Below are 21328 nucleotides of genomic sequence, written 5' to 3'. Positions count from 1 at the left end.
CCCGCCCGTGACCGACGGCCCGGCGTCGTCCGGTCGGCGACGTGCCCCCGGCCCGCGCGTCACACCCCTCTCCGGGTGTGACGCGCGGGCCGGGGTGGCCCGCCGGACGGTGGGGACCGTTCCGGCCGGCGGGCCACGGTCAACCGGCCTGGGTCACCGGCGGCTGACCTTGATCAGCTCCCAGCCACCCTTGGGGACGCCGGGCGTCGGGTCGGTACGCAGGTTCATCGGGTTCGCCATCCCGACGTAGAGCGTGGAGCCGTCCACGATCATGGTGCGTACCCCCTGGTTGAGCGGGTTGCCGAAGCCTCCGGTGTCGACCGCGCGGGCGGGACGGTCCGGCGCGTCGAACGCCCAGAGGTCGGAGCCGAAGGTGGGCGGGGTGGTGGCACCGCCCGCCGGAGGCGTCGGCAGTTGACCCTCCAGCGAGATGTAGGCGAAGTCCATGGTGCCGATGTAGAGCCGGCCGCCGGCCACCGCCATCTTCCAGGCGTACAGGTTGAACGGGTCGCCGAAGCCGGAACCGCCGTAGACCGGGGTCACGCCGGTGGGTGCCGGCGCCCAGGCGCCCACGCCGTTGTTCGCGGTCGGGTCGAAGGCCGGCAGGGTGGACTCGCCGTAGAGCGTCTCGATCCGTTCGTGCGCACCGCCGAGGTTCTGGCCCCGGAAGACGGCGAACGCCCGCTGGGTGTTCTGCACGGTGGCCTGGAGTTGCGCCTGGCTACGCGGCGGGTAGACCGAGACGTGCAGGGCGGTCGCCTGCAACGGCACGTGCATGGTGCCCCAGTAGAGCCGGCCGCCGAAGGAGGCGAGCCCACCGAGGGCGTACGCCCGGCGGACCACCGGGTCCGGCTCGTACTCGGCGGCCGACCAGACCTGCGTCCAGTTCCCGGCGTCCTGCGGGTTGAGCCCGGGTGCGCCGACGGCGAGCAGCGGGCTCATCCAGATGCTGGCCAGGTCGTTGGGGTCGTCGGCCGGGGGCGGTGCCAGCGGGGTGCCGCTGTCGCCGGGGGCCACCGTGGTGACCGCGGACGGGGCGACGGAGCCCTCGACGATCGCCTTGGGCCAGGTGGAGACGTAGAGCCGGCCCTGGTGTTCGGTGAGGTCGGCGACCTGGGTGGGCAGGTCGGCGACCTCGGTGAAGGTGAACGGGGTGGTGCGGTCGCCGGTCCAGCGCAGCACCTTGCCCGCCTCGCCGCCGTTGACGCCCACGCCGACCCCGGCGTAGAGCGCACCGCCGGCCACCACCCAGTGCCTGATGTTCTCGTACGCGGAGAGGTTGGTCGAGCCGAGGTACCGGCCGGTGACGCCGTCGAAGGCGAACACGTTCACCCCGCCGATCACGCTGGGCCCGGCGAGCAGCACGACCCCCTGGTGGGCGGCGGCGCTGCGCAGCCCGGCGGTGGTGTTCAACAGGTTGGCGTCCGCCGGGGAGGCCGACGTGATGTCGGCGGTGCGCTCGACGAGCCGTTCGGTGGCCAGGTCGTAGGTGTAGACCTCGGGGGTGCGGTGGTCGCCGAGGGTGGCCGGCCAGGCCGGGTTGGCCCGGGCCGGCTGGCTCTGGTCGAACTCGCAGACGTAGTCGTCGTTGAGGATCGGCTCGCGGACCTGGTAGCCCTCGGGCTTGAGGCAGAGCACGTTGGCTCCGGTGCCGAACCAGAGCCGCCGGCCGACCTGGGCGAGCCCCCAGACGTACGACTGGTTGACCTTGGGCTGGCCCTCGGCGCAGGGCGGTCCGGGGGGATAGTCGACCCCGACCCCGGCGAAACACTCGTCGGCGGCGGCCTTGGCGAGCAGCCGTATCGATTCGGGCCGGGTGTCGGCGCTGGCCGGGGTGGCGAGAAGAGGTAGCAGAATCAGGGTGCCGAATGTGGCGAGCAGTCGTGACGGCAGGAGCGGTCGACGTCGCACGGTGGTCCTTTCCGTGAATGCCGGTCGAGGTGGCGTTCAGCCGGGACGGGGAGTGTTCATACCGCTCTCGACCAGGGAGAATGGGGGGTCGACGTGACGCACGGAATGGCAGCACCGGTCGCCTGGGTAACCTCGTCCGGTGGATGTGCGAAATTGCCGGCACGAGAATCGCGGGCCGGTCGGGTGTGGTGCGGTTACTGATGAATCCGGGGGTGGGTTCGCAGTTCCGGGCGTAACGTGGTGACGAGGTTAACGTATTACGGTGGCCGTTACCGCCATATGAGTTGTTAAGGATTATTGAACTGCCCGGGAGGCCGGTCGACGCGAGGGGCGGCGGTCCGGAAGCGACGTCGGGTGCCTCGACGCGGGTGAAGGGTGAATTGCTGATGGGTCCGGCTTTCGGGGTCTCCCGGGAATACCGTGCCAACCGGTTGCTGTCGTCCGAAGCCGGCGCGCGGGCCGCGGCGGTCGGTCGTGGGTGCCGCCTGCCGCTGCGGCGGGTGATGGGTCTCCGTGCCTGCCGGCGTGCTCAGTGGACGCGCACGTCGCACGGCGGTGGTGCGGTCGGGGCGACGGTCGGCAGCGGCGCTCGGGAGGTGTGCCGGCCGCGCCGCCCGGGGTGCGGCACCCGGGGTCGGATGGGGGTGCGGGTCGCCCCGCGAAGGGCCCACCGGAGACCACGCGAATTGTGCGCATATTCATTTACCATAAACATCGTGTATGAACTTGATGACAGTTCATTCATAGTTAACAATCATTACGCCCGGCGCCCGCGTCGACCGCCGTCGGGGCGGTCGGCGCGGGCGCGGTGGGCGGGTCTGGTGCCGATGGGCCCGGCGTCGGCCGGCGGGGGCGGCCCGCGGTGCGGGGGGTGGGGTATTGTCTCGCAACGGGATCTTCCCAGAAACAAAGAATTTATCGATTTAACTGCTTCGATGCCTCATCATGAGGGGAAGTAATCCCTTCCATGGAGGTTCCCATGAACGTCTCTCGGCTCGGCGGGCCGACCCTGTCCCTGTACCGCATGGTCATCGGCCTGCTGTTCATGCTGCACGGCCTGTCGTCGGTCTTCGGGTTGTTCGGCGGCAACCCGGTGACCGGCAAGGCCGTCCCGCTCGGCGCCTGGCCGGGCTGGTGGGCCGCGCTGATCCAGCTGGTCTGCGGCGCGCTGGTGCTGGCCGGTCTCTTCACCCGGCCCGCGGCGCTGCTCGCGTCCGGCTCGATGGCGTACGCCTACTTCGTGGTGCACCAGCCGGAGGGCCTGCTGCCACTGCGCAACGGCGGCGAGCTGTCCGCGCTGTTCTGCTGGTCGTTCCTGCTGATCGCGGTCCTCGGCCCGGGTTCCTGGGCGCTCGACACGCTGCTCGGCCGCCGGCGCTCCGACGCCCCGGCGGCCCCGGTCTCCGAGCCCGCCTCGGTGTCGGTCTGACGCGCTGACCCGGGTGGCCGGGACCGCCTCGACCAGGCGGCCCCGGCCATCCGGCCGGTCAGGGGTTGTAGGGAGCGTCGGTGTGGCTCACCTCGGCGAGCGTGCTGCCGGACAGCTTGTAGACCGAGGTGCGCTTGATGTCCAGCTCGGCCATGCCCCGGCTGGGGCTGCGGGTCAACCAGACCACGGTGGCCCGCTGTCCGGCCACGCTCACCGACACGACCGGGGTCCGGTCGCCGAGATCGGTCAGCGCCCGGAACACCGGCAGCCCACCGTTGTTGCGCCACACCGCGACGGTGTAGAAGGTGCCGCTGCCCCCGGAGTTGATCGAGACCACGCCGACCGCGTCGTCCGCGCCGTCGCCGTCGAGGTCGCCGATGCCGCAGGGCTTCTGGAGCGTCACGGTCGCGCCGTCCTCGCCCGACCACTGCCCCTCGCTCAACGGCAGGTAGTCCGGATAGCCGTTGTAGGGCGTCTTGCTGCTACCGAGCCTGGCACCCGCCAGATGGGCGCAGGTCAACGGAGCCTTGACCACCGGTGCCGGGGCAGTGGTGGTGACCGCCGGGGCGGTGGCGGGGGCGCTCTTCTTCTGCGGGGTCGGCTCGACGCCGGTGGGCGTCGGCTCGACCGTGGCCGCGTTCAGCACCGAGGCCGTGGAGGGCTCGGCGGACGGGCCGACCGTCGGTGCCGCCCCGTCCTTCGTGCCCTGCTCACCCCCGCACGCGGTGAGCAGGCAGACCAGGGCGAGACTGGTGAGGCTCAACGGTATCCGTCGCATTGCCGGGGGTCCTCTCTCGACATCAGATCACCCGCACCGTACTGATCGATGGCAATGCCGGTCATCGGCTCCACGGCCCGCCCGGGTCGGCCTGTCGGAGCGCCGTCAGGGGCCGACCGGGGGGCCGGCGTACGGGTTTCTCCGCCCGGTGCTTACGGACGTGTTGAGCTGGAAACTTCCCCGAAACACCGGTGTCGGCCGGGGTGCCCGGCCGATGCCAGGTGACAGGGTGGCCAACGCCATGGTTCACACCGTGGGAAGCAGGCTGGGCGATGGCCGCGAAGCTGCCTAGACTCGGTCTCACAACTGCATACCTCATCCAGAGGGGCTGAGGGATACGGCCCGACGACGCCCCGGCAACCACCCCGCGCGCTCATCGCTGAGCGTCCGGCGGGGCAGGTGCCAATTCCGTCCCCGCCGCAGGGTGCGATGCGGGGAAAGATGAGAGGAATCGACATGACGTCGACGCTCGCCGCCCCCGGTATCGACACCGCCGCCAGCCCCGCCCGTGCCCTGGTCTGCCGCGCCTGCTCCGCCCGCTACCCGCTCGCCGCGCAGCACGCCTGCTACGAGTGTTTCGGCCCGCTGGAGGTCGACTACGACGCCGCCGCGCTGGCGCGCGTCACCCGCGAGCAGATCGAGGCCGGCCCGCAGAACATCTGGCGGTACGCCGCCCTCCTGCCCGCCGGCCAGGACCCGGCCACCCGGGTCACCCTGGACCCGGGGCTGACCCCGCTGGTGGCGGCCCCCCACCTCGCCGCCGAGCTGGGCATCAGCGCGCCGCTGTGGGTCAAGGACGACAGCGCCAACCCGACCCACTCGTTCAAGGACCGGGTGGTCTCGGTGGCGCTCACCGCCGCGAAGGCGCTCGGCTTCGAGCGGTTCGCCTGCGCCTCGACCGGCAACCTGGCCAACTCGGTGGCCGCCCACGCGGCCCGCGCCGGCGCACCCTCGGTGGTCTTCATCCCGGGCGACCTGGAGCAGGGCAAGGTGATCACCACCGCCGTCTACGGCGGCGACCTGGTCGCCATCGACGGCTCGTACGACGACGTGAACCGGCTCTGCGGCGAACTGGTGGAGACCGACGAGTTCGAGGACACCGCCTTCGTCAACGTCAACGTCCGGCCCTACTACGCCGAGGGCTCCAAGACCCTCGGGTACGAGGTGGCCGAGCAGCTCGGCTGGCGCATCCCGGCCCAGGTGGTCATCCCGATGGCCTCCGGCGAACTGCTCACCAAGATTGACAAGGCGTTCACCGAGCTGGTCGAGATCGGCCTGGTCGAGGCCCCGGCCGGGGGCTGGCGGGTGTTCGGCGCCCAGTCGGCCGGCTGCAACCCGATCGCCGCCGCCCTGCACGCCGACACCGACACCATCACCCCGGTCCGGCCGACCGGCATCGCCAAGTCCCTCAACATCGGCGACCCCGCCGCCGGCCTGTACGCCCTGGAGGCGGTGCGGCGTACCGGCGGCTGGATGGAGTACGTCGACGACGACGAGATCCGCGCCGGCATCCGGCTGCTGGCCCGCACCACGGGCGTCTTCGCCGAGACGGCCGGCGGGGTGACCGTGGCGGTGCTGCGCAAGCTGGTCGAGTCCGGCCGGCTCGACCCGACCGCCGAGACGGTCGTCTTCAACACCGGCGAGGGCCTGAAGACCATCGACGCGGTCGCCGGTCAGGTCGGCCCCACCCACCGGATCAAGCCGTCCCTGCGGGCCGCCCGCGACGCCGGCCTCCTCTCCTGAACCCGGCGCGGTGTCGGCCCCCGTGCGCGGTGTCGGCCCCCGCGTCGGCCCGCCCCCGGTCCGTGCCAGGGTGGTCGACCCATCGGGGTGCGGGTTGCGGTGTCAGCCGGCCGGGATACCGCCTCTCCGGCCCACTGTGTCGATCATGGGCACAGGATGGCCCGAGTGGATCTCTGGGTGACCGGGTTTTCGCGGTGCGTGGTGAAAACCCGCCGGGAAGGACTTGACGGCAGGAACCGGGCGGCGGAAGATGCTCCGTGCGGGAGGGCTTTCGCCGGAGACTTTTCAAGTTCTTGCGACCCAACGCCGGAGGCGTTGTGCGAACGTCCCTCCCGACCAACGTGAACCGGGGGCCAGCGGAAAACCGCTGGCCCCCGGTGTCGTCCACGGGAAGACTCGCGGCGTGGCCCTGGACATCGCGACGATCGACCGGACCGATCAACCCACCCTCGACGCCCTCTACCGGATCGCGGCCATGGTCGAGGCGACGGAATCCCCCGACCTCCCGCCGCTCTGCCGGCGACGCTTCGAGGCACCGCTGTGGCACCCGATGCCCGGCATCGACACCCGGTGGTCGGTGGCCCGGCTCGACGGGGTGCCCGTCGGCTGGGTCCGGATCAACCTGCACCTGCTGGACAACACCGAGAACGCCAGCATGGAGCTGGCGGTGGACCCGGCGTACCGGCGGCGCGGGGTGGGGCGGGCGTTGTTCGCCCACGTCCGGCGGCTGCTCCGGGAGGCCGGCTGCAAGCGGGTGGTCGGCTCCGCCGTGACCCCGCTGCCGGACGGGCCGGTCGGGGCGACGCCGGGCGGTCCGGGTGGGACGACGCCGGGCGGGCCGGGCGGTCCGGGTGGGACGACGCCGGGCGGGCCGGGCGGTCCGGGTGGGACGACGCCGGGCGGGCCGGGCGGTCCGGGTGGGACGACGCCGGGCGGGCCGGGCGGTCCGGGTGGGACGACGCCGGGCGGGCCGGGCGGTCCGGGTGGGACGACACGCGATGAGCCTGGTGCGTCGGCGGCGGGTGGGCGGTCGTCGGGCGGCGCGGTCGGGGTGGGGCGGGAGTTTCCCGGGGCCGCCTTCGCGGCGGCGCTGGGTGCCCGGCCGGCGCTGGTGGACGTCCGTCGCCGGCTCGACGTCACCGCGCTCGACCGGGACCGGCTGGCGGCGCTGCGGGCCGGGGCGCGGTCGGCCGCCGCCGGCTACCGCACGGTCCGCTGGCACGGGCACCCACCGTCGGAGCATCTCGCCGACCTCGCCTACCTGGAGGGCCGGATGATGACCGACGCGCCCCTGGGTGACCTGGAGTGGGAACCCGAGCGGGTGGACGCCGAGCGCATCCAGGGCATGGAGCGGGCGCTGGACGCGCGGGGCGTCCGCCGGTACAGCGTCGCCGCCGTGCACGGGGAGTCCGGCCGGCTGGTCGCGTGGAGCGTGCTCAGCCTGGCCGCGAACACCACCCGGCACGCCTGGCAGCAGATCACCATCGTCGACCCGGCCCACCGGGGGCGCCGGCTCGGCCTGCTCTGCAAGGCCGAGAACCTCGAACACACCCTGGCGTACGAGCCGGAGCTGAGCGTGGTCGACACCTACAACGCGGCGGCGAACACCCACATGATCGCGATCAACGAGCAGCTCGGGTTCCGGCCGGTGGCCGGGTCCACGGAGTGGCAGTCGACCATCTGATCTGTGACACGCCCCTACTGATCTGGTCGTCATCTGTTGCATGATGGCGGGCATGACGGAGACCCCGCACCCGCTGTACGACAGGCACGCCGACACCCTCCACCGGGCGCTGACCGCGATCACCGAGCGGGGGTACTGGTCCGCGTATCCCGAATCACCCAGCCCCCGGGTGTACGGCGAGACGGCCGCCGCCGACGGCAAGGCCGCCTTCGAGGCGTACCTCGGTGGTGACTTCCCGCTCGACCAGCCGGGCACGGCCGACCGGGTCGCCACCGAGACGAGCCCGTTCGGGGTGGCCCTGGACGTGCGCTACCCGCACCCGGGCGCGGACGAGGTGGTCGCCGCCGCCTCCGCCGCCCTGCCGGCCTGGCGTGACGCCGGCCCGCAGGCCCGGGCGGGGGTGTGCCTGGAGATCCTCGCCCGGTTGCACAGGCACATCTTCGAGCTGGCCAACGCGGTGCAGTTCACCAGCGGGCAGGCGTTCGTGATGGCGTTCCAGGCCGGTGGCGCGCACGCGCTGGACCGGGCCCTGGAGGCGATCGCCTACGCGTACGCCGAGATGACCCGGCACCCGGGGACGGCCGGCTGGGAGAAGGCCGCCGGCAAGGGCGACCCGCTGCGGATGACCAAGACGTTCCACGTGGTGCCGCGTGGGGTGGCCCTGGTGATCGGCTGTAACACCTTCCCGACCTGGAACTCGTACCCCGGGCTGTTCGCCTCGCTGGTCACCGGCAATCCGGTGGTGGTCAAGCCGCACCCCCGCGCGGTGCTGCCCCTGGCGATCACCGTGCGGTACGCCCGGGAGGTGCTCGCCGAGGCCGGCTTCGACCCCGACCTGGTGCTGCTCGCCCCCGAGGCCCCCGGCGAGCAGCTGGCCTCGACGCTGGCCCTGCACCCCGCCGTGAAGATCGTCGACTTCACCGGTTCCACGGGGTACGGCGACTGGCTGGAGGCCAACGCCCGGCAGGCGACGGTCTACACCGAGAAGGCCGGCCTGAACACCGTCGTGATCGACTCCACCGACGACTTCGCCGGGATGTGCCGCAACCTCGGTTTCACCCTGACCCTCTACAGCGGGCAGATGTGCACCACCTCGCAGAACATCCTGATCCCCGCCGCCGGCATCGAGACCGACCAGGGGCACAAGAGCTTCGACGAGGTGGCCGCCGGCATCGCCGCCGCCGTCGGGAAGCTCACCGCCGACCCGGCCCGGGGGGTGGAGCTGACCGGGGCGATCGTCAACGACGGGGTGCTGGAACGGCTCGCCGAGGTCACCAAGGTCGGTGAGGCGGTGCTGGAGTCGCGGGCCGTCACGCACCCGACGCTGCCCGACGCGGTGGTCCGGACGCCGACCATCGTCAAGCTCGCGGCCGCCGACACCGAGGTCTACGGCCGGGAGTGGTTCGGGCCGATCTCGTTCGTCATCGCCACCGACTCGACCGCGCACGGCCTGGAGATCATGCGGTCCACGGTGGGGGAGTGCGGCGCGCTGACCGCCGCCGTCTACTCCACCGACGAGGCGGTGCTGGACGCCGCCGAGGCCGCCGCGATCGACGCCGGGGTGCACCTGTCGGCCAACCTCACCGGCGGGGTCTTCGTCAACCAGTCCGCCGCCTTCTCGGACTTCCACGGCAGCGGCGCGAACCCGGCCGCCAACGCCGCCCTCACCGACGGCGCGTACGTGGCCAACCGTTTCCGCATCGTCCAGTCCCGCCGCCCCGCCTGACCCGCCTCCGGCCTCCCCCCCGCTCCTCCCCCCGCTTCCGCCCCGGTGATCAAGAAGTTTGCGTCAGATCCGGGCCTCCGGTTGACCTGAACCTCTTGATCACCGGGGCCGGGTGGGCGGGGTCGGGGTGGTCGGGGGCCGCGGCCAGGGGCGGGGTGGAGGTCAGGCGGGGCGGCGCATCTGGAGCTCGTTGAGGGCGGGGATCTTGGGGTGCGGGACGCGTACCCCGGTGTCGGTGAAGCCCAGGCGGTGGTAGGCCCGGCAGGCCCGGTCGTTGCCGACCACCACCTCCAGCATGAGCTGCGGTCGGCCGCAGGCGCGCGACCAGGCGGCGACCTCGTCGATCAGCGCGCCGAGCAGGCCGCTGCCCCGCCAGGAGGGGGTCACGTAGACCGCGTAGACGACGGTCAGGTCCGGCTCGTCGGGGGAGAGGGTGCCGCCCGCGTGCCCGACCAGCCGGCCGCCGGGGTCGGCCACGAACTGGGCGGTGTGACACCCCTGGGACACGTACGCGATCCGGGCCGCGTAGTCGGCGTGCGGCCGGGCGGCGGCCTCGGCGACGGTCTCCAGGAAGGCCAGCGGTGCGTCCGCGAGCATCTCCAGCCGCAGCGCCCGCATCCGGGCCGCGTCCTGCGGACGCACCCGGTGCACGGGGGCCGTGCGGGTCGCCGGTGGGGCCGGGGCAGAGGTCATGGAGGCATGCATACCGCAGCGACGTTCACCGATGGGTAACCGGGTCGATACCCGTCTGATTTGACCAGATTTGTGGTCGTGCGCTGTCGTCACTCCTCGTGTAGCGTGCGATTTCGGTCACCGATTCAGCGGCCCTCACCGACCGCCGCAACGGTGGCTCTCCGCTGTCGGCCCGCCGGCAGTCCGGAGTTGGGGAACGCCGCGCAGAGTGAGGAAGTGCACCGTGGCACAGGGCACCGTCAAGTGGTTCAACTCCGAAAAGGGCTACGGCTTCATCGCCGTCGACGGCGGGCAGGACGTCTTCGTCCACTTCTCCGCCATCGAGATGGATGGCTACAAGGCGCTCGACGACGGTCAGCGGGTGGAGTTCGAGATCGCGCAGGGCCAGAAGGGCCCGCAGGCCGAACGGGTCCGCGTCATCGCCTGACCTCCCGCCGGTCCCGCCCCTTCCCGGTGACGGGGCGCGTCGGGTCCCCACCCCCGGGCCGTTGCCCCGGTGGCCGGGCGGGTTCCCACCCGTCGGGTGCGCCCGGGTGACGGCTGGCGGTACCGACCGGTGCCGGGAAAGATCGTGAACCGTCCAGGCGTCCCCGCTGAGGAGGGTTCATGTCCGACCAGTCGCCTTCGGGTCCGCCCGACCCCGCTGCCGGGTCTCCGGGCGGCCCGTGGGGGCAACCGCCCTGGGGTACTCCCGCCGGTCAACAGCCGTGGGGCATGCCCGCCGGTCAGCCCGGCTGGGGCACGCCGCCCGGTCAGCCCGGCTGGGGGACACCCGGGGCGTGGACGCCGGGCTGGGGCCACCCGCCCGCCGGGAGTCTCCCGCCCGGGGCCGGTCCGTATCCGGGCCAGGGCGGCGGACCTGCGCCGTACGCCGGCCCGTGGGGCCCGGAGGACCCGCTGGTCAACCCCCCGTACGCCGGCCTTGAGGGGTGGTTGAGCCGGTGCACCGGCGCGGTGCGGCGCAGCTGGCGGCCCCTGCTGCCGCTGATGCTGCTCACCCAGGTCGTGCCGGCGGTGGCGGTGTCCCTGCTCTCGCTCGGCATGGGCCCCGACGCCACCATGCTGCCCGCCGACGGCTCGCTGCCCGAGGACTACCTCACCGACCTGGTGATCTACGGCGTCTCGGTGTTCCTGGTCGCGCTGGCGTTCGGGGTGGTGCAGGGCATCGGCTGGGCCGGCGGGACCTGGGTGGTGGCCCGGCAGGCCGCCGGGCAACCCGCCGACCTGCCCGGCGCGCTGCGCTACGGCGCGCGCCGCTGCCTCGGCCTGTGGGGCTGGATGCTGGTGCTGGGTGTGCTCGTCGGCGTCGGGTTCTGCCTCTGCCTGCTGCCCGGCATCTACCTGGCTTTCGCCCTCGCCCTGGCCGGCCCCGTCTACCTGTTCGAGGGGCAGAACCCGGTCGGCCGCTCGTTCCGCATGTTCCACGACCGGCTGGGCATGGTGCTCGGCCGGGTGGCGCTGGTCGCCCTGGCGGTGTTCCTGGGCAGCGTGCTCGGCGGGGTGGTGGAGTCGGTCGGCACCCTGCCGTTCGGCACCGACCCGTTCACCGCGCCGGGCACCGCCGTGGGCGCGGTGGCGGTGATCCTGGTCAGCGCGGTGCTGGTCGTCCCGGTCTACCTGGTGCAGCTGGTCGGGCTGGTCGTGACGTACGCCGAGCAGCGGGCGCAGGAGGGGCCGGTGAACGTCACGCGACTGGTGGCGGAACTCGGCTGACCGGCCCCATCGTGCTTGCACTCGGCAGGGGAGAGTGCTAAACAAGTCATTGGCACTCGCATACGATGAGTGCCAATGGTCGGGGCGGTAGGGCCACGGTCACACAGGCGTCTCGATGGCGTCGGGGTGGCACATGGCCGGTCGTCGCGGGCTGTCCGGCCCGACCGAGGAGGACGTCGTCGTCGCCAGGTGGCGACGTCCCCAAGGTGCGTACACCAGGCGGCCCGTCCGGGGCACAACACCCGGGTGGCCCGTGAGTGTCCAGGAGGACAACGCCGTATGGCCAAGATGATCGCGTTCGACGAAGAGGCTCGCCGCGGCCTCGAGCGGGGCATGAACCAGCTCGCCGACGCCGTGAAGGTGACCCTCGGCCCCAAGGGCCGCAACGTGGTGCTCGAGAAGAAGTGGGGTGCCCCCACCATCACCAACGATGGTGTGAGCATCGCCAAGGAGATCGAGCTCGAGGACCCGTACGAGAAGATCGGCGCCGAGCTGGTCAAGGAGGTCGCCAAGAAGACCGACGACGTCGCCGGTGACGGCACGACGACGGCGACCGTCCTGGCCCAGGCCCTGGTGCGCGAGGGTCTGCGCAACGTGGCCGCCGGTGCCAACCCGATGGCCCTGAAGCGGGGCATCGAGGCCGCCGTGGCCAGCGTCTCGGAGGAGCTGTCCAAGCTCGCCAAGGACGTCGAGACCAAGGAGCAGATCGCCTCCACCGCCTCCATCTCCGCCGGTGACAGCACCGTCGGCGAGATCATCGCCGAGGCGATGGACAAGGTCGGCAAGGAAGGCGTCATCACCGTCGAGGAGAGCAACACCTTCGGGCTGGAGCTGGAGCTCACCGAGGGCATGCGCTTCGACAAGGGCTACATCTCCGCGTACTTCATGACCGACCCGGAGCGTATGGAGGCCGTCTTCGACGACCCGTACCTCCTGATCGTCAACAGCAAGATCTCCTCGGTGAAGGACCTGCTCCCGATCCTGGAGAAGGTCATGCAGTCGGGCAAGCCGCTGCTGATCATCGCCGAGGACCTGGAGGGCGAGGCCCTCGCCACCCTGGTCGTCAACAAGGTCCGGGGCACCTTCAAGTCGGTCGCCGTCAAGGCGCCGGGCTTCGGTGACCGCCGCAAGGCCATGCTGACCGACATCGCCATCCTCACCGGTGGCCAGGTCATCAGCGAGGAGGTCGGCCTCAAGCTCGACGCCGTCGGCCTCGACATGCTGGGCCGCGCCCGCAAGGTCGTGGTGACCAAGGACGAGACCACCATCGTCGACGGTGCCGGCGACGCCGACCAGATCCAGGGCCGGGTCAACCAGATCCGGGCCGAGATCGACAAGAGCGACTCCGACTACGACCGCGAGAAGCTGCAGGAGCGGCTGGCCAAGCTGGCCGGCGGCGTCGCGGTGATCAAGGTCGGCGCGGCCACCGAGGTCGAGCTGAAGGAGCGCAAGCACCGCATCGAGGACGCCGTCCGCAACGCGAAGGCCGCCGTCGAGGAGGGCATCGTCCCGGGTGGTGGCGTCGCGCTGGTGCAGGCCGGCAAGACCGCCTTCGACAAGCTGGACCTGACCGGCGACGAGGCCACCGGCGCGCAGATCGTCAAGATCGCGCTGGACGCCCCGCTGCGGCAGATCGCCGTCAACGCCGGCCTGGAGGGTGGCGTGGTCGTCGAGCGCGTCCGCAACCTGGACGCCGGGCACGGCCTCAACGCCGCCAGCGGTGAGTACGTCGACCTGCTGGCCGCGGGCATCATCGACCCGGCCAAGGTGACCCGGTCGGCGCTGCAGAACGCCTCGTCGATCGCGGCGCTCTTCCTCACCACCGAGGCCGTCGTGGCGGACAAGCCGGAGAAGACCCCGGCCGCCCCGGCTGGCCCGGGTGGCGGGGACATGGACTTCTGAGTCCAGCTCCAACACCGCAACGGGGCGGGCCGCGCGAGCGGTCCGCCCCGTTGCGTGTCCGTGGCCCGTCCCATCCGGGCCGGCTCACCCCGGGGACGGGGAGCGGTCAGCGGCGGGCCGCCCGCACCGCCGCGTAGGCGTCGACCAGCCCGGCCCCGCTCGACGCCGTCACCGGGCCGCAACTGAGATCGGCGGGCCCGGCCGGTTGCGCGGTGTCCCGCAGGATGCTCCGGGTCCGGGTCAGGTCGCCGACCAGCGCCGGATTCGCCGACCACATCAGCGCCACCACCCCCGCCACCTGCGGGGTGGCCATCGAGGTGCCGTCCAGCGTGGCGTAACCGCCGCCGGGCATCGCGGAGGTGATCCCCTCCCCCGGGGCGACCAGATCCGGCTTGACCACCCCACCCGCGACGGGACCCCGGCTGGAGAACTCGGCGACCACCCGGTCCCGGTTCACCGCCCCCACCGTCAGCACGTCCGCGTACGGGGCCGGCGGGTCGACGATCGACCGGCAGTCCGGGCCGGTGTTCCCGGCGGCGGCCACCACCAGGATGCCCGCCGCCTCCAGGGCGGCGGTCGCCGGACGGAGCGCCCCCGGGTCACAGCCCTCCACCGGTGGGCACCCCCACGAGTTGGTCAGCACGTCCGGGGCGCGCGCCGGGCGTCCGTCGGTGAACGGGTCGCCACCGGCCGGGAACGGGGCCAGCATGAACTGGAGACAGTCCAGGTAGTGCGCCGGGCTGCCCAGGTTGCGATCGAGGTTGACACAGCCCACCCACTGAGCGCCGGGAGCCACCCCGATGCCGTCGCGCCCCACGGCGCTGCCCGCGGTGTGGGTGCCGTGACCGCCGGAGTCGGCGGGGGAACGGGTGTGGTTCCACGGGTCGTACCAGGAGTCGTCGCCGCCCCGGAAGCCGGCGGCCAACGCCGGGTGGGTGCCGTCGACCCCGGAGTCGGAGCTGCCGACCACCACGCCGGAGCCGGTGACGGACAGCTCCGACCAGACCCGGTCGGCCCGGATCATCCGCAGGTTCCACTCCGGCCCGGTCGGTGCGGGCTGGTCGCCCCGGCTGACCGGGGCCGGTGCGGGCAACGGGCGCAGCCGCTGGCTGACCAGCACCCGGGCCACCTCGGGCCGACCGGAGAGCCAGGCCCGCACCGCCGGCCCGCCGTCGGTCTCGATCGCGTTGACCAGGTAGTACGGCGTCGGGTCGAGGCCCAGCCGGCTCAGGTCCCGGCGCAGCCCGCCCTGGGTGCGTTCGGCGGTGGCGACGAGCCTGCGGTAGACCTCGGCGGTCCGCGCCTCCCGGCCCGCCCGACCTGGCGTACCGGCGGGGATACCGGAGAGGTCTGCCTGCTCGCGGAGCACCACCAGCAGCCGCTCGCCGTACAGGCCGGGCTGGCCGGCGGCCACGTCGACCACCCCGACGGTGAGCAGCAGGACGGCCGCGCCCGACGCGGCGACCAGCCGGCGCGGCGCGCGCCCGCGTGGCCGGGCGAGCAGCACCCCGTACCCGATGGCCAGCAGGAGCGCGACGGCGAACCCGACGCCCGAGGCGACCGCGACCCAGTACGGGACGTCGCGGGTGGTGGCCAGCAGGACCGAGATCTCCTCCGGGTCGGTGAGCGCCAGCGGGCCGAACACCGCCAGGCCGACCAGCCAGCGCACCGGCGCGGCACCGGCGGGCCGGCCGGCCCGCCGGGCCGCCACCTGGCACGCGCCCAGCGCGAACCCGACGGGCGGGACGAAGAGCAGCGCGGGAAGCTGGACGCCCGAGTGGCCGGTGCCCGCGCCGACCAGCAGCAGGACCACCCCGGCGACCAGGCCGCCGACCAGCACGGTACGGGCGGCCCGGGGTGGCCCGTCGCCGGTGAAGGGGGCCCAGAACCGGTCGTCGAGCAGCGCCCCGGCCAGCAGGCCGACCGCCGTCGCGGCGAGCGCGGCGAGCACCGTCTCCAGCAGGCCGCCCAGCGCGCCGAACCGGACCCACGGCAGCAGTAGCGCCAGCCCGGCGGCGACCGCCAGCAGGGTGACCGCCTGCGGCCGGCCGACCCCGCCACCCGGTCCGCGACCGTGGTCGGCCTGCTGGTCGCTCCGCCGGCCCTGGTCGGCGGGCGTGGCGGGCCCGGACGTGGGGCCGGTGCCCCCGGGCGCGGTGGTCGGGGCGGGCACGGCGGTGGTCGGCCGGGCCGGGGCGGGCACGGCGGCCGGCCGGGCCGGGGCGGGCAGCCGGCTGGTCAGCAGCGCGAGCAGCGTCGCCGTCGCGGCCAGCGCGGCCAGGTACGCCTCGTGGTGGACCTGCGGCAGTGCCCGCAGCGACCCGAGGGCGACCAGGGCGAGCGCGGCGGCGAGCCAGGACCGACCGGTGCCCCGGACCCGGGGGGAGCGGGGGAGCAGGGCCAGCAGCAGCGCGGGCAGGCCGACCAGCAGGGCGGTGGCCAGGCTGAGGGCGGGCCAGAGCCACGCCTGCCGGTCCCATCCCGCGGCCACCTGCAACTGCTCGACCGACCAGCCGACCGCTTGGAGCAGCACGGCGAGGGTGACCGTCCAGCCGCCGGCGAGGGCGGCGGCCACCACCGGCCACGGGCTCGACGGACGGGCGGCGGCGCTCGGCGGGAAGCCGTATCCCGGTGGCGGGGGTGTGTCGGCCAGCATCCGGAAACAGTACGACGCGTCGCTGCCGCTACGACCAGGCCGGGAGCCACAGCCGCGCGGCGCGTCGCCAGCCAGCGCCTCCCGCTGCTCCGAGCGCCCGACCATGTTGACGGAGAGTGGTCATCGTCTCGGCGGTCATGCGTACCCATGGTCACCGGTCGGACGGTGGGGAATCCGGCCGGTTCCGGGCCTGCTGCGGGTGGGACCGGGCGGGTTACGGTGGACGGGTGCGTGACCCCAATGTGACCCGATCCGCCGCCGGTCAACTCTCCCCGCAGCGCCGCGCCGCGGATCTGCGCCGGCTCCGGGCCGAGCGGTTCGACGTGCTGGTCATCGGAGGCGGGGCGACCGGGGCCGGTGCCGCGCTCGACGCCGCCTCGCGGGGGCTCAAGGTCGCCCTGGTCGAGGCCCGCGACTTCGCCGCCGGCACCTCCAGCCGGTCCAGCAAGCTGATCCACGGCGGCCTGCGCTACCTGGAGCAGTTGGAGTTCCACCTGGTCCACGAGGCACTGACCGAGCGCGGGCTGCTCGCCACCCGGCTCGCCCCGCACCTGGTCCGGCCGGTCCCGTTCCTGATCCCGCTGCCCGCCGGGCGGGGGCTGCGCGACCTGCCGGCCCGGCTGTTCCGCCGCTCCTACTACGGGGCCGGCGTGGCCGCCTACGACGCCTTCGCCGGGCTGTTCGGCACCGGCCGGGGAATGCCGCTGCACCGGCACCTGACCCGGGAGGGTGCCCGCCGGGTCTTCCCCAGCCTGCGGGCCGACGCGCTGGCCGGGGCCATCCGCTACTACGACGGGCAGGTCGACGACGCCCGGCTGGTGGTGACCCTGGCCCGCACCGCCGCCAGCCTCGGCGCGACCGTGGTGAGCAGCGCCCGTGCCGTCGGGCTGGTGCGGCAGGCCCGGGAGGTCACCGGGGTCCGGGTCCGCGACCTGGAGGCGACCCCCGGCTCCCCCGACGCCGAGTTCGAGGTACGCGCCCGTACCGTCATCGCCGCGACCGGCGTGTGGAGCGACGACATGTCCCGGATGCTCAACGACGTCGGGCTCCGCCCTGGCGTGCGGGTCCGGGCCTCCAAGGGGGTGCACCTGGTGGTGCCCCGCTCGGCGATCACCGGCGAGACCGGGCTGATCGTGCGCACCGCGACCAGTGTGCTGTTCGTCATCCCCTGGGGCGGGCACTGGATCATCGGCACCACCGACACCGACTGGCGGCTCGACCGTTCCCACCCGGCCGCCTCCGCCCGCGACATCCAGTACCTGCTCGACCAGGTCAATCTCGTCCTGGACCGGCCGCTGTCCAGCGCCGACATCGAGGGCGTCTACGCCGGGCTGCGTCCGCTGCTGGCCGGCGAGGCCGACTCCACCTCGAAGCTCTCCCGGGAACACGCCGTCTTCGAGCCGATGCTCGGGCTGCTGCTGGTGGCCGGCGGCAAGTACACGACCTACCGGGTGATGGCCGCCGACGTCGTCGACCGGGCCGCCCACCGGCTCGGCGGCGTACGTCCCTCGCGCACCGCCGACCTGCCGCTGCTCGGCGCCGACGGGTACGCCGCGATGTGGCGGGACCGGGCCGACCTGGCCCGCCGGCACGGGGTGCCCGTCGGGGTGGTCGAACACCTGCTGGAGCGGTACGGCACGCTCACCCTGGAGGTGCTGGCGCTGATCGCCGCCGACCCGCTGCTCGCCTCACCGCTGGCCGGCGCACCCGAGTACCTGGCCGCCGAGGTGACCTACGCCACCCGCTCCGAGGGGGCGCTGCACCTGGAGGACGTGCTGACCCGGCGTACCCGGATCTCCTTCGAGACGGCCCATCGGGGCCTCGACTCGGCCGGGCACACGGCGGAGCTGATGGGGGCGGTGCTCGGCTGGGACGCGGCCACCCGGGAGCGGGAGATCGCGCACTACCGCGCCCGGGTCGAGGCCGAGCGGGAGTCGCAGCTCATGCCGGACGACGCGACCGCCGACGCGGCCCGCCTCGGTGCCCCCGACGTCCGGGGTTTCGCCGCCGACCGGGGTGTCGACGGTGTCGAGGACGGTCCGCTGCACCTGCCGACGTCTTCCCGCTGACCGGCCCCGGGGCCGGTTCCACCAGGCGGTGCGGGGCCGGTCGGCCGGTTCCGGACGGCGGCGGGGTGGGATAGGTTCCGGCCCGTGGTTCCCCCTCAGTGGTCACGCGCGCTCCTCGTCCCCGCCGTCATGACGGTCACCCTGACCGGCTGCGCGATGGCCGACCGGGAGGGCGGGTCCACACCGGAGGGCCGGGGCGGGACGACAGCGCCGGGGGCGAGCCGGGTCAGCCTGATGCAGAAACTCGGCGAGGACGGTCCACTGCGCTCGCTGACCGTCGAGCCGGACGGCCGGTGGGAGTGCGCCGACTGCGCCGGCGACGGGGTCACCTCGGCCGGTGCCCTGGACCCGGAGCAGGTCCAGCGGTTGCACCGGCTGCTGGCCGACCCGCGGCTGGCCCAGGAGACCGACCAGGCCCGCCGGTACCGGGCGACCTGCATCGACGCGTTGACGTCCAGCCTGCTCACCACGGCCGGCCTGATCACCTCGCAGGACTGCCCGGGTGAGGAACGACCGGCGGTGGCCGGCGAGATCCTGCTCCTGCTCACCCAGGCGACCCCGGCCGAGCCGGCCCGCTGAGCCTTTCCGGCCCGCTGAGCCTTTCCGGCCCGCTGAGCCTTTCGGGCCCGCTCAGAGCACCTTGCCCGGGTTGAACAGCCCGGCGGGGTCGAGCGCCGCCTTGATCGCCTGATGCACCCGGACGCCGACCGGACCGATCTCCCGGGCCAGCCAGTCCCGCTTGAGCAGCCCGACGCCGTGCTCGCCGGTGCAGGTGCCACCGAGTTCCAATCCGAGCCGGATGATCTCGTCGAAGGCCCGTCGGCCCCGTTCCAGGCTCGCCGGGTCGGCCCGGTCCACCACGATGTTCGGGTGCAGGTTGCCGTCACCGGCGTGGCCTACCACCCCGATCGGCACCCCGCACTCGGTGGCGATCCGGGCCACCCCGTCCAGCAGCGTCGCGAGCGCCCCCCGGGGCACCGCCACGTCGTCGATGATCAGGCCGCCGTTGCCGTCCGGGTAGGTGTCGACGGCGAACTTCTCCATCGCCGGGTGGGCCAGCCGGCGGGCCTGGAGCAGCGCCGCCGCCTCCACGGCGTCGGTCGCCGCGTAGACCTCCTGTGCGCCGGCCGCCGTGCAGACCTCGGCGATCCGGGCCAGGTCGTCCGCCGCCCGGGGGCCGGTGTCGGCGGCGGCGAGCAGCAGCGCCTGCGCGTCGGTCCGCAACCCCATCGGCCGGTACGCCTCGATAGCCCGCAGGTGCGTCCGGTCCAGCAGCTCCAGCAGGCTCGGGGTGAGCCCCTGCGCGGCGATCCCGGCCACCGCCGTACCCGCCCCGGCGGTCGAGCCGAAGACCGCCACCATGGTCAGCGACTCCTCCGGCGCGGGCCGTAGCGCCACGGTGACCTCGGTGATCACGCCGAGGGTGCCCTCCGCGCCGACGAAGAGCCGGGTCAGGTCGTACCCGGCCACGCCCTTGGCGGTACGCCGCCCGGTGCGCAGCACCTCACCGGAGGCCAGCACCACCTCCAGCCCGAGGACGTACTCGGTGGTCACCCCGTACTTGACGCAGCACATTCCCCCGGCGTTGGTGGAGACGTTGCCGCCGATGGTGGAGGACTCCCAGGAACCCGGGTCGGGCGGGTAGTACAGGCCCTGTTCCCGGACGGCGCGGGCCAGCGTGGCGTTCACCACGCCCGGCTGCACCACGGCGATCCGGGCCACCGGATCGATCTCCCGGATCGCGGTCATCGCGACGGTGCTCACCACCACCGCGCCGTCCACCGCGTTCGCCGCGCCGGCGAGGCCGGTCCGCGCCCCCTGCGGCACCACCGGTACGCCGTGCCGGGCCGCCGCCCGGACCACCGCCACCACCTGGGCCGTGTCCCGGGGACGGACTACCACCAGCGGCGTGCCGGCGGCGCAGAGATCCGCCTCGTCGCGCCGGTGCAGCCGCAGCAGGTCCGGGTCGGTGAGGACGGCCTCGTCGCCGAGGGCCGCCCGCAGGTCGTCGAGGAGGGGGGAGCCAGCCATGCGGCCGAGGCTAACCGGCGGCTAGATTGGCCGCCATGCTGTACCTGGACCGGCCCGCCTGGCCGTGGCGCGGTCGGCTCTGGTCGCACCTGATCAGTGACGTCTCCCCGGCCGAGCTGCACGTGTTCGCCGAGACGCTGGGGGTGCCCCGGCGCGGGTTCGACCGGGACCACTACGACATCCCCGCCGACCGGTTCGCCGTGGCGGTGTGGCTCGGTGCCCGGGTGGTGCCCAGCCGGGAGATCGTCCGCCTGCTGTACGCCTCCGGCCTGCGCCGCCCCAAACACCTCAACCCGGGCGCCGGTGACGCCGGACGGTGAGTCAGCGCAGAGACGCCAGCTCACGGCGGAGATTGGCGCGGGCCGGTTCCTCCCAGCGGGCGGCCAGCGGGGGCAGCCGGAACAGGGCGGGCAGGGCGAGCAGCCCGTCGAGGACCCCCGCCCGGCCGGTACGGAAGTCCGCCTCGGGCACGTGTGCGTACTCGGCGCGGACCGCGGCGGCGTACCCGTCGTACACCTCGGGGGGTGTGGCCAGGACGGCCAGGTCGGCGTCGCAGAGCAGCGCGCCGTCGCGGTCGCCCGGGGTGACCAGGTGCCCGGCGGTGAGCAGCACCAGCCGGCGGACCTCGGCCACCGTGGCGGCCGGCACCCCCAGCCCGGCGAGCAGGGTGCCGGCCAGCTCCGCGCTGGCCCGTTCGTTGGCGTCGGCGGCGGCGCGCGGGTCGTAGACGGCGTCGTGCGTCCAGGCGGCGAGCGCGACCCGTTCCGGCCGGTCGGCCAGGTCGGCGTGCCGGTCGACCACGTCCAGCACCGCCCGCAGGTGGCGCTCCGTGTGGTAGCGCCGGTGCGGTTCCCGCCAGCGGGCCAGCAGGTCGGCCCCGGCGGCGGTCAGCGCCGGCCCGTCGACGGCCCCGGCGGCCCGCGCCGCCGCCACCCACCTGTCGATCAGCTCGGTCACCCGGACGATTGTGCCGCAGGGATGAACCGGTGCGAC

Annotated in this window: 16 protein-coding genes and 1 riboswitch; of the genes, 10 read left to right on the top strand and 6 right to left on the bottom strand. The window is 73.6% G+C overall.

All coding sequences use genetic code 11. The features are described from left to right. Positions 1–153 precede the first annotated feature (153 nt). Positions 154–1911, bottom strand: coding sequence for a hypothetical protein (locus tag ACN268_RS19145; RefSeq protein ID WP_421484381.1), 1758 nt, complete (start codon positions 1909–1911; stop codon positions 154–156). A 979-nt stretch (positions 1912–2890) separates the two neighbouring features. Between ACN268_RS19145 and ACN268_RS19140 the strand changes: the two genes are divergently transcribed. Further along, positions 2891–3340: a DoxX family protein gene (locus ACN268_RS19140; RefSeq protein ID WP_204924703.1), complete on the top strand. Its 450-nt coding sequence runs from the start codon at positions 2891–2893 to the stop codon at positions 3338–3340. A 58-nt stretch (positions 3341–3398) separates the two neighbouring features. Here the strand turns inward: ACN268_RS19140 and ACN268_RS19135 are convergent, their stop codons facing one another. Next, on the bottom strand, positions 3399–4103 hold the full coding sequence (locus tag ACN268_RS19135; RefSeq protein ID WP_421484380.1) for a hypothetical protein: 705 nt from the start codon (positions 4101–4103) through the stop codon (positions 3399–3401). A 327-nt stretch (positions 4104–4430) separates the two neighbouring features. Then, a riboswitch (SAM riboswitch) is annotated at positions 4431–4566 on the top strand. Between the two features lie 8 nt (positions 4567–4574). Between ACN268_RS19135 and thrC the strand changes: the two genes are divergently transcribed. From thrC to paaN, 3 genes are all read left to right on the top strand, one after another. Further along, on the top strand, positions 4575–5861 hold the full coding sequence (gene thrC, locus ACN268_RS19130) for a threonine synthase (protein WP_204924705.1): 1287 nt from the start codon (positions 4575–4577) through the stop codon (positions 5859–5861). Positions 5862–6264: 403 nt separating this feature from the next. Next, complete coding sequence (locus ACN268_RS19125; RefSeq protein ID WP_421484379.1) at positions 6265–7545, top strand: GNAT family N-acetyltransferase; 1281 nt, start codon at positions 6265–6267, stop codon at positions 7543–7545. Positions 7546–7597: 52 nt separating this feature from the next. After that, positions 7598–9271 carry a phenylacetic acid degradation protein PaaN gene (gene paaN, locus ACN268_RS19120; protein WP_421484378.1) on the top strand — a complete coding sequence of 558 codons (1674 nt, stop codon included), beginning with the start codon at positions 7598–7600 and terminating at the stop codon, positions 9269–9271. Positions 9272–9433: 162 nt separating this feature from the next. Here paaN and ACN268_RS19115 read toward each other — a convergent pair whose 3' ends face one another. Continuing rightward, entirely contained in the window at positions 9434–9964 is a 531-nt protein-coding gene (locus ACN268_RS19115; protein ID WP_363650674.1) for a GNAT family N-acetyltransferase, read from the bottom strand. A gap of 223 nt (positions 9965–10187) precedes the next feature. On the opposite strand from ACN268_RS19115, the gene ACN268_RS19110 reads away from it, so the two are divergent. From ACN268_RS19110 to groL, 3 genes are all read left to right on the top strand, one after another. After that, positions 10188–10391, top strand: a complete 204-nt coding sequence (locus tag ACN268_RS19110; RefSeq protein ID WP_067305333.1) for a cold-shock protein — start codon at positions 10188–10190, stop codon at positions 10389–10391. A 287-nt stretch (positions 10392–10678) separates the two neighbouring features. Further along, positions 10679–11677, top strand: coding sequence for a hypothetical protein (locus ACN268_RS19105; protein WP_421484377.1), 999 nt, complete (start codon positions 10679–10681; stop codon positions 11675–11677). Between the two features lie 279 nt (positions 11678–11956). Next, positions 11957–13579, top strand: a complete 1623-nt coding sequence (gene groL / locus ACN268_RS19100; RefSeq protein ID WP_421484376.1) for a chaperonin GroEL — start codon at positions 11957–11959, stop codon at positions 13577–13579. A 106-nt stretch (positions 13580–13685) separates the two neighbouring features. Here groL and ACN268_RS19095 read toward each other — a convergent pair whose 3' ends face one another. Continuing rightward, the gene (locus ACN268_RS19095) at positions 13686–16340 is read right to left on the bottom strand and encodes a S8 family serine peptidase (protein ID WP_421484375.1); all 2655 of its coding nucleotides are present in this window, start codon (positions 16338–16340) and stop codon (positions 13686–13688) included. A 122-nt stretch (positions 16341–16462) separates the two neighbouring features. Between ACN268_RS19095 and ACN268_RS19090 the strand changes: the two genes are divergently transcribed. Further along, positions 16463–18304 carry a glycerol-3-phosphate dehydrogenase/oxidase gene (locus ACN268_RS19090; RefSeq protein ID WP_421484374.1) on the top strand — a complete coding sequence of 614 codons (1842 nt, stop codon included), beginning with the start codon at positions 16463–16465 and terminating at the stop codon, positions 18302–18304. A gap of 129 nt (positions 18305–18433) precedes the next feature. Further along, positions 18434–18883 carry a hypothetical protein gene (locus ACN268_RS19085; protein WP_421484373.1) on the top strand — a complete coding sequence of 150 codons (450 nt, stop codon included), beginning with the start codon at positions 18434–18436 and terminating at the stop codon, positions 18881–18883. A 51-nt stretch (positions 18884–18934) separates the two neighbouring features. On the opposite strand, the gene ACN268_RS19080 is transcribed toward ACN268_RS19085, so the two are convergent. After that, positions 18935–20335 (bottom strand): FAD-binding oxidoreductase, encoded by a 1401-nt coding sequence (locus ACN268_RS19080; RefSeq protein WP_421484372.1) that lies wholly within the window; start codon positions 20333–20335, stop codon positions 18935–18937. Between the two features lie 35 nt (positions 20336–20370). Between ACN268_RS19080 and ACN268_RS19075 the strand changes: the two genes are divergently transcribed. Then, positions 20371–20655: a DUF4031 domain-containing protein gene (locus ACN268_RS19075; protein ID WP_421484371.1), complete on the top strand. Its 285-nt coding sequence runs from the start codon at positions 20371–20373 to the stop codon at positions 20653–20655. 1 nt (position 20656) lies between these two features. On the opposite strand, the gene ACN268_RS19070 is transcribed toward ACN268_RS19075, so the two are convergent. Further along, positions 20657–21292: a metal-dependent phosphohydrolase gene (locus ACN268_RS19070; protein ID WP_421484370.1), complete on the bottom strand. Its 636-nt coding sequence runs from the start codon at positions 21290–21292 to the stop codon at positions 20657–20659. Positions 21293–21328 lie beyond the last annotated feature (36 nt).

It is taken from the genome of Micromonospora sp. WMMD735 (genome assembly GCF_049178995.1).
Taxonomy (GTDB): domain Bacteria; phylum Actinomycetota; class Actinomycetes; order Mycobacteriales; family Micromonosporaceae; genus Micromonospora; species Micromonospora wenchangensis.
Note: the sequence above shows the minus strand (reverse complement) of the source record. Positions and strands in the feature narration are given on the sequence as shown.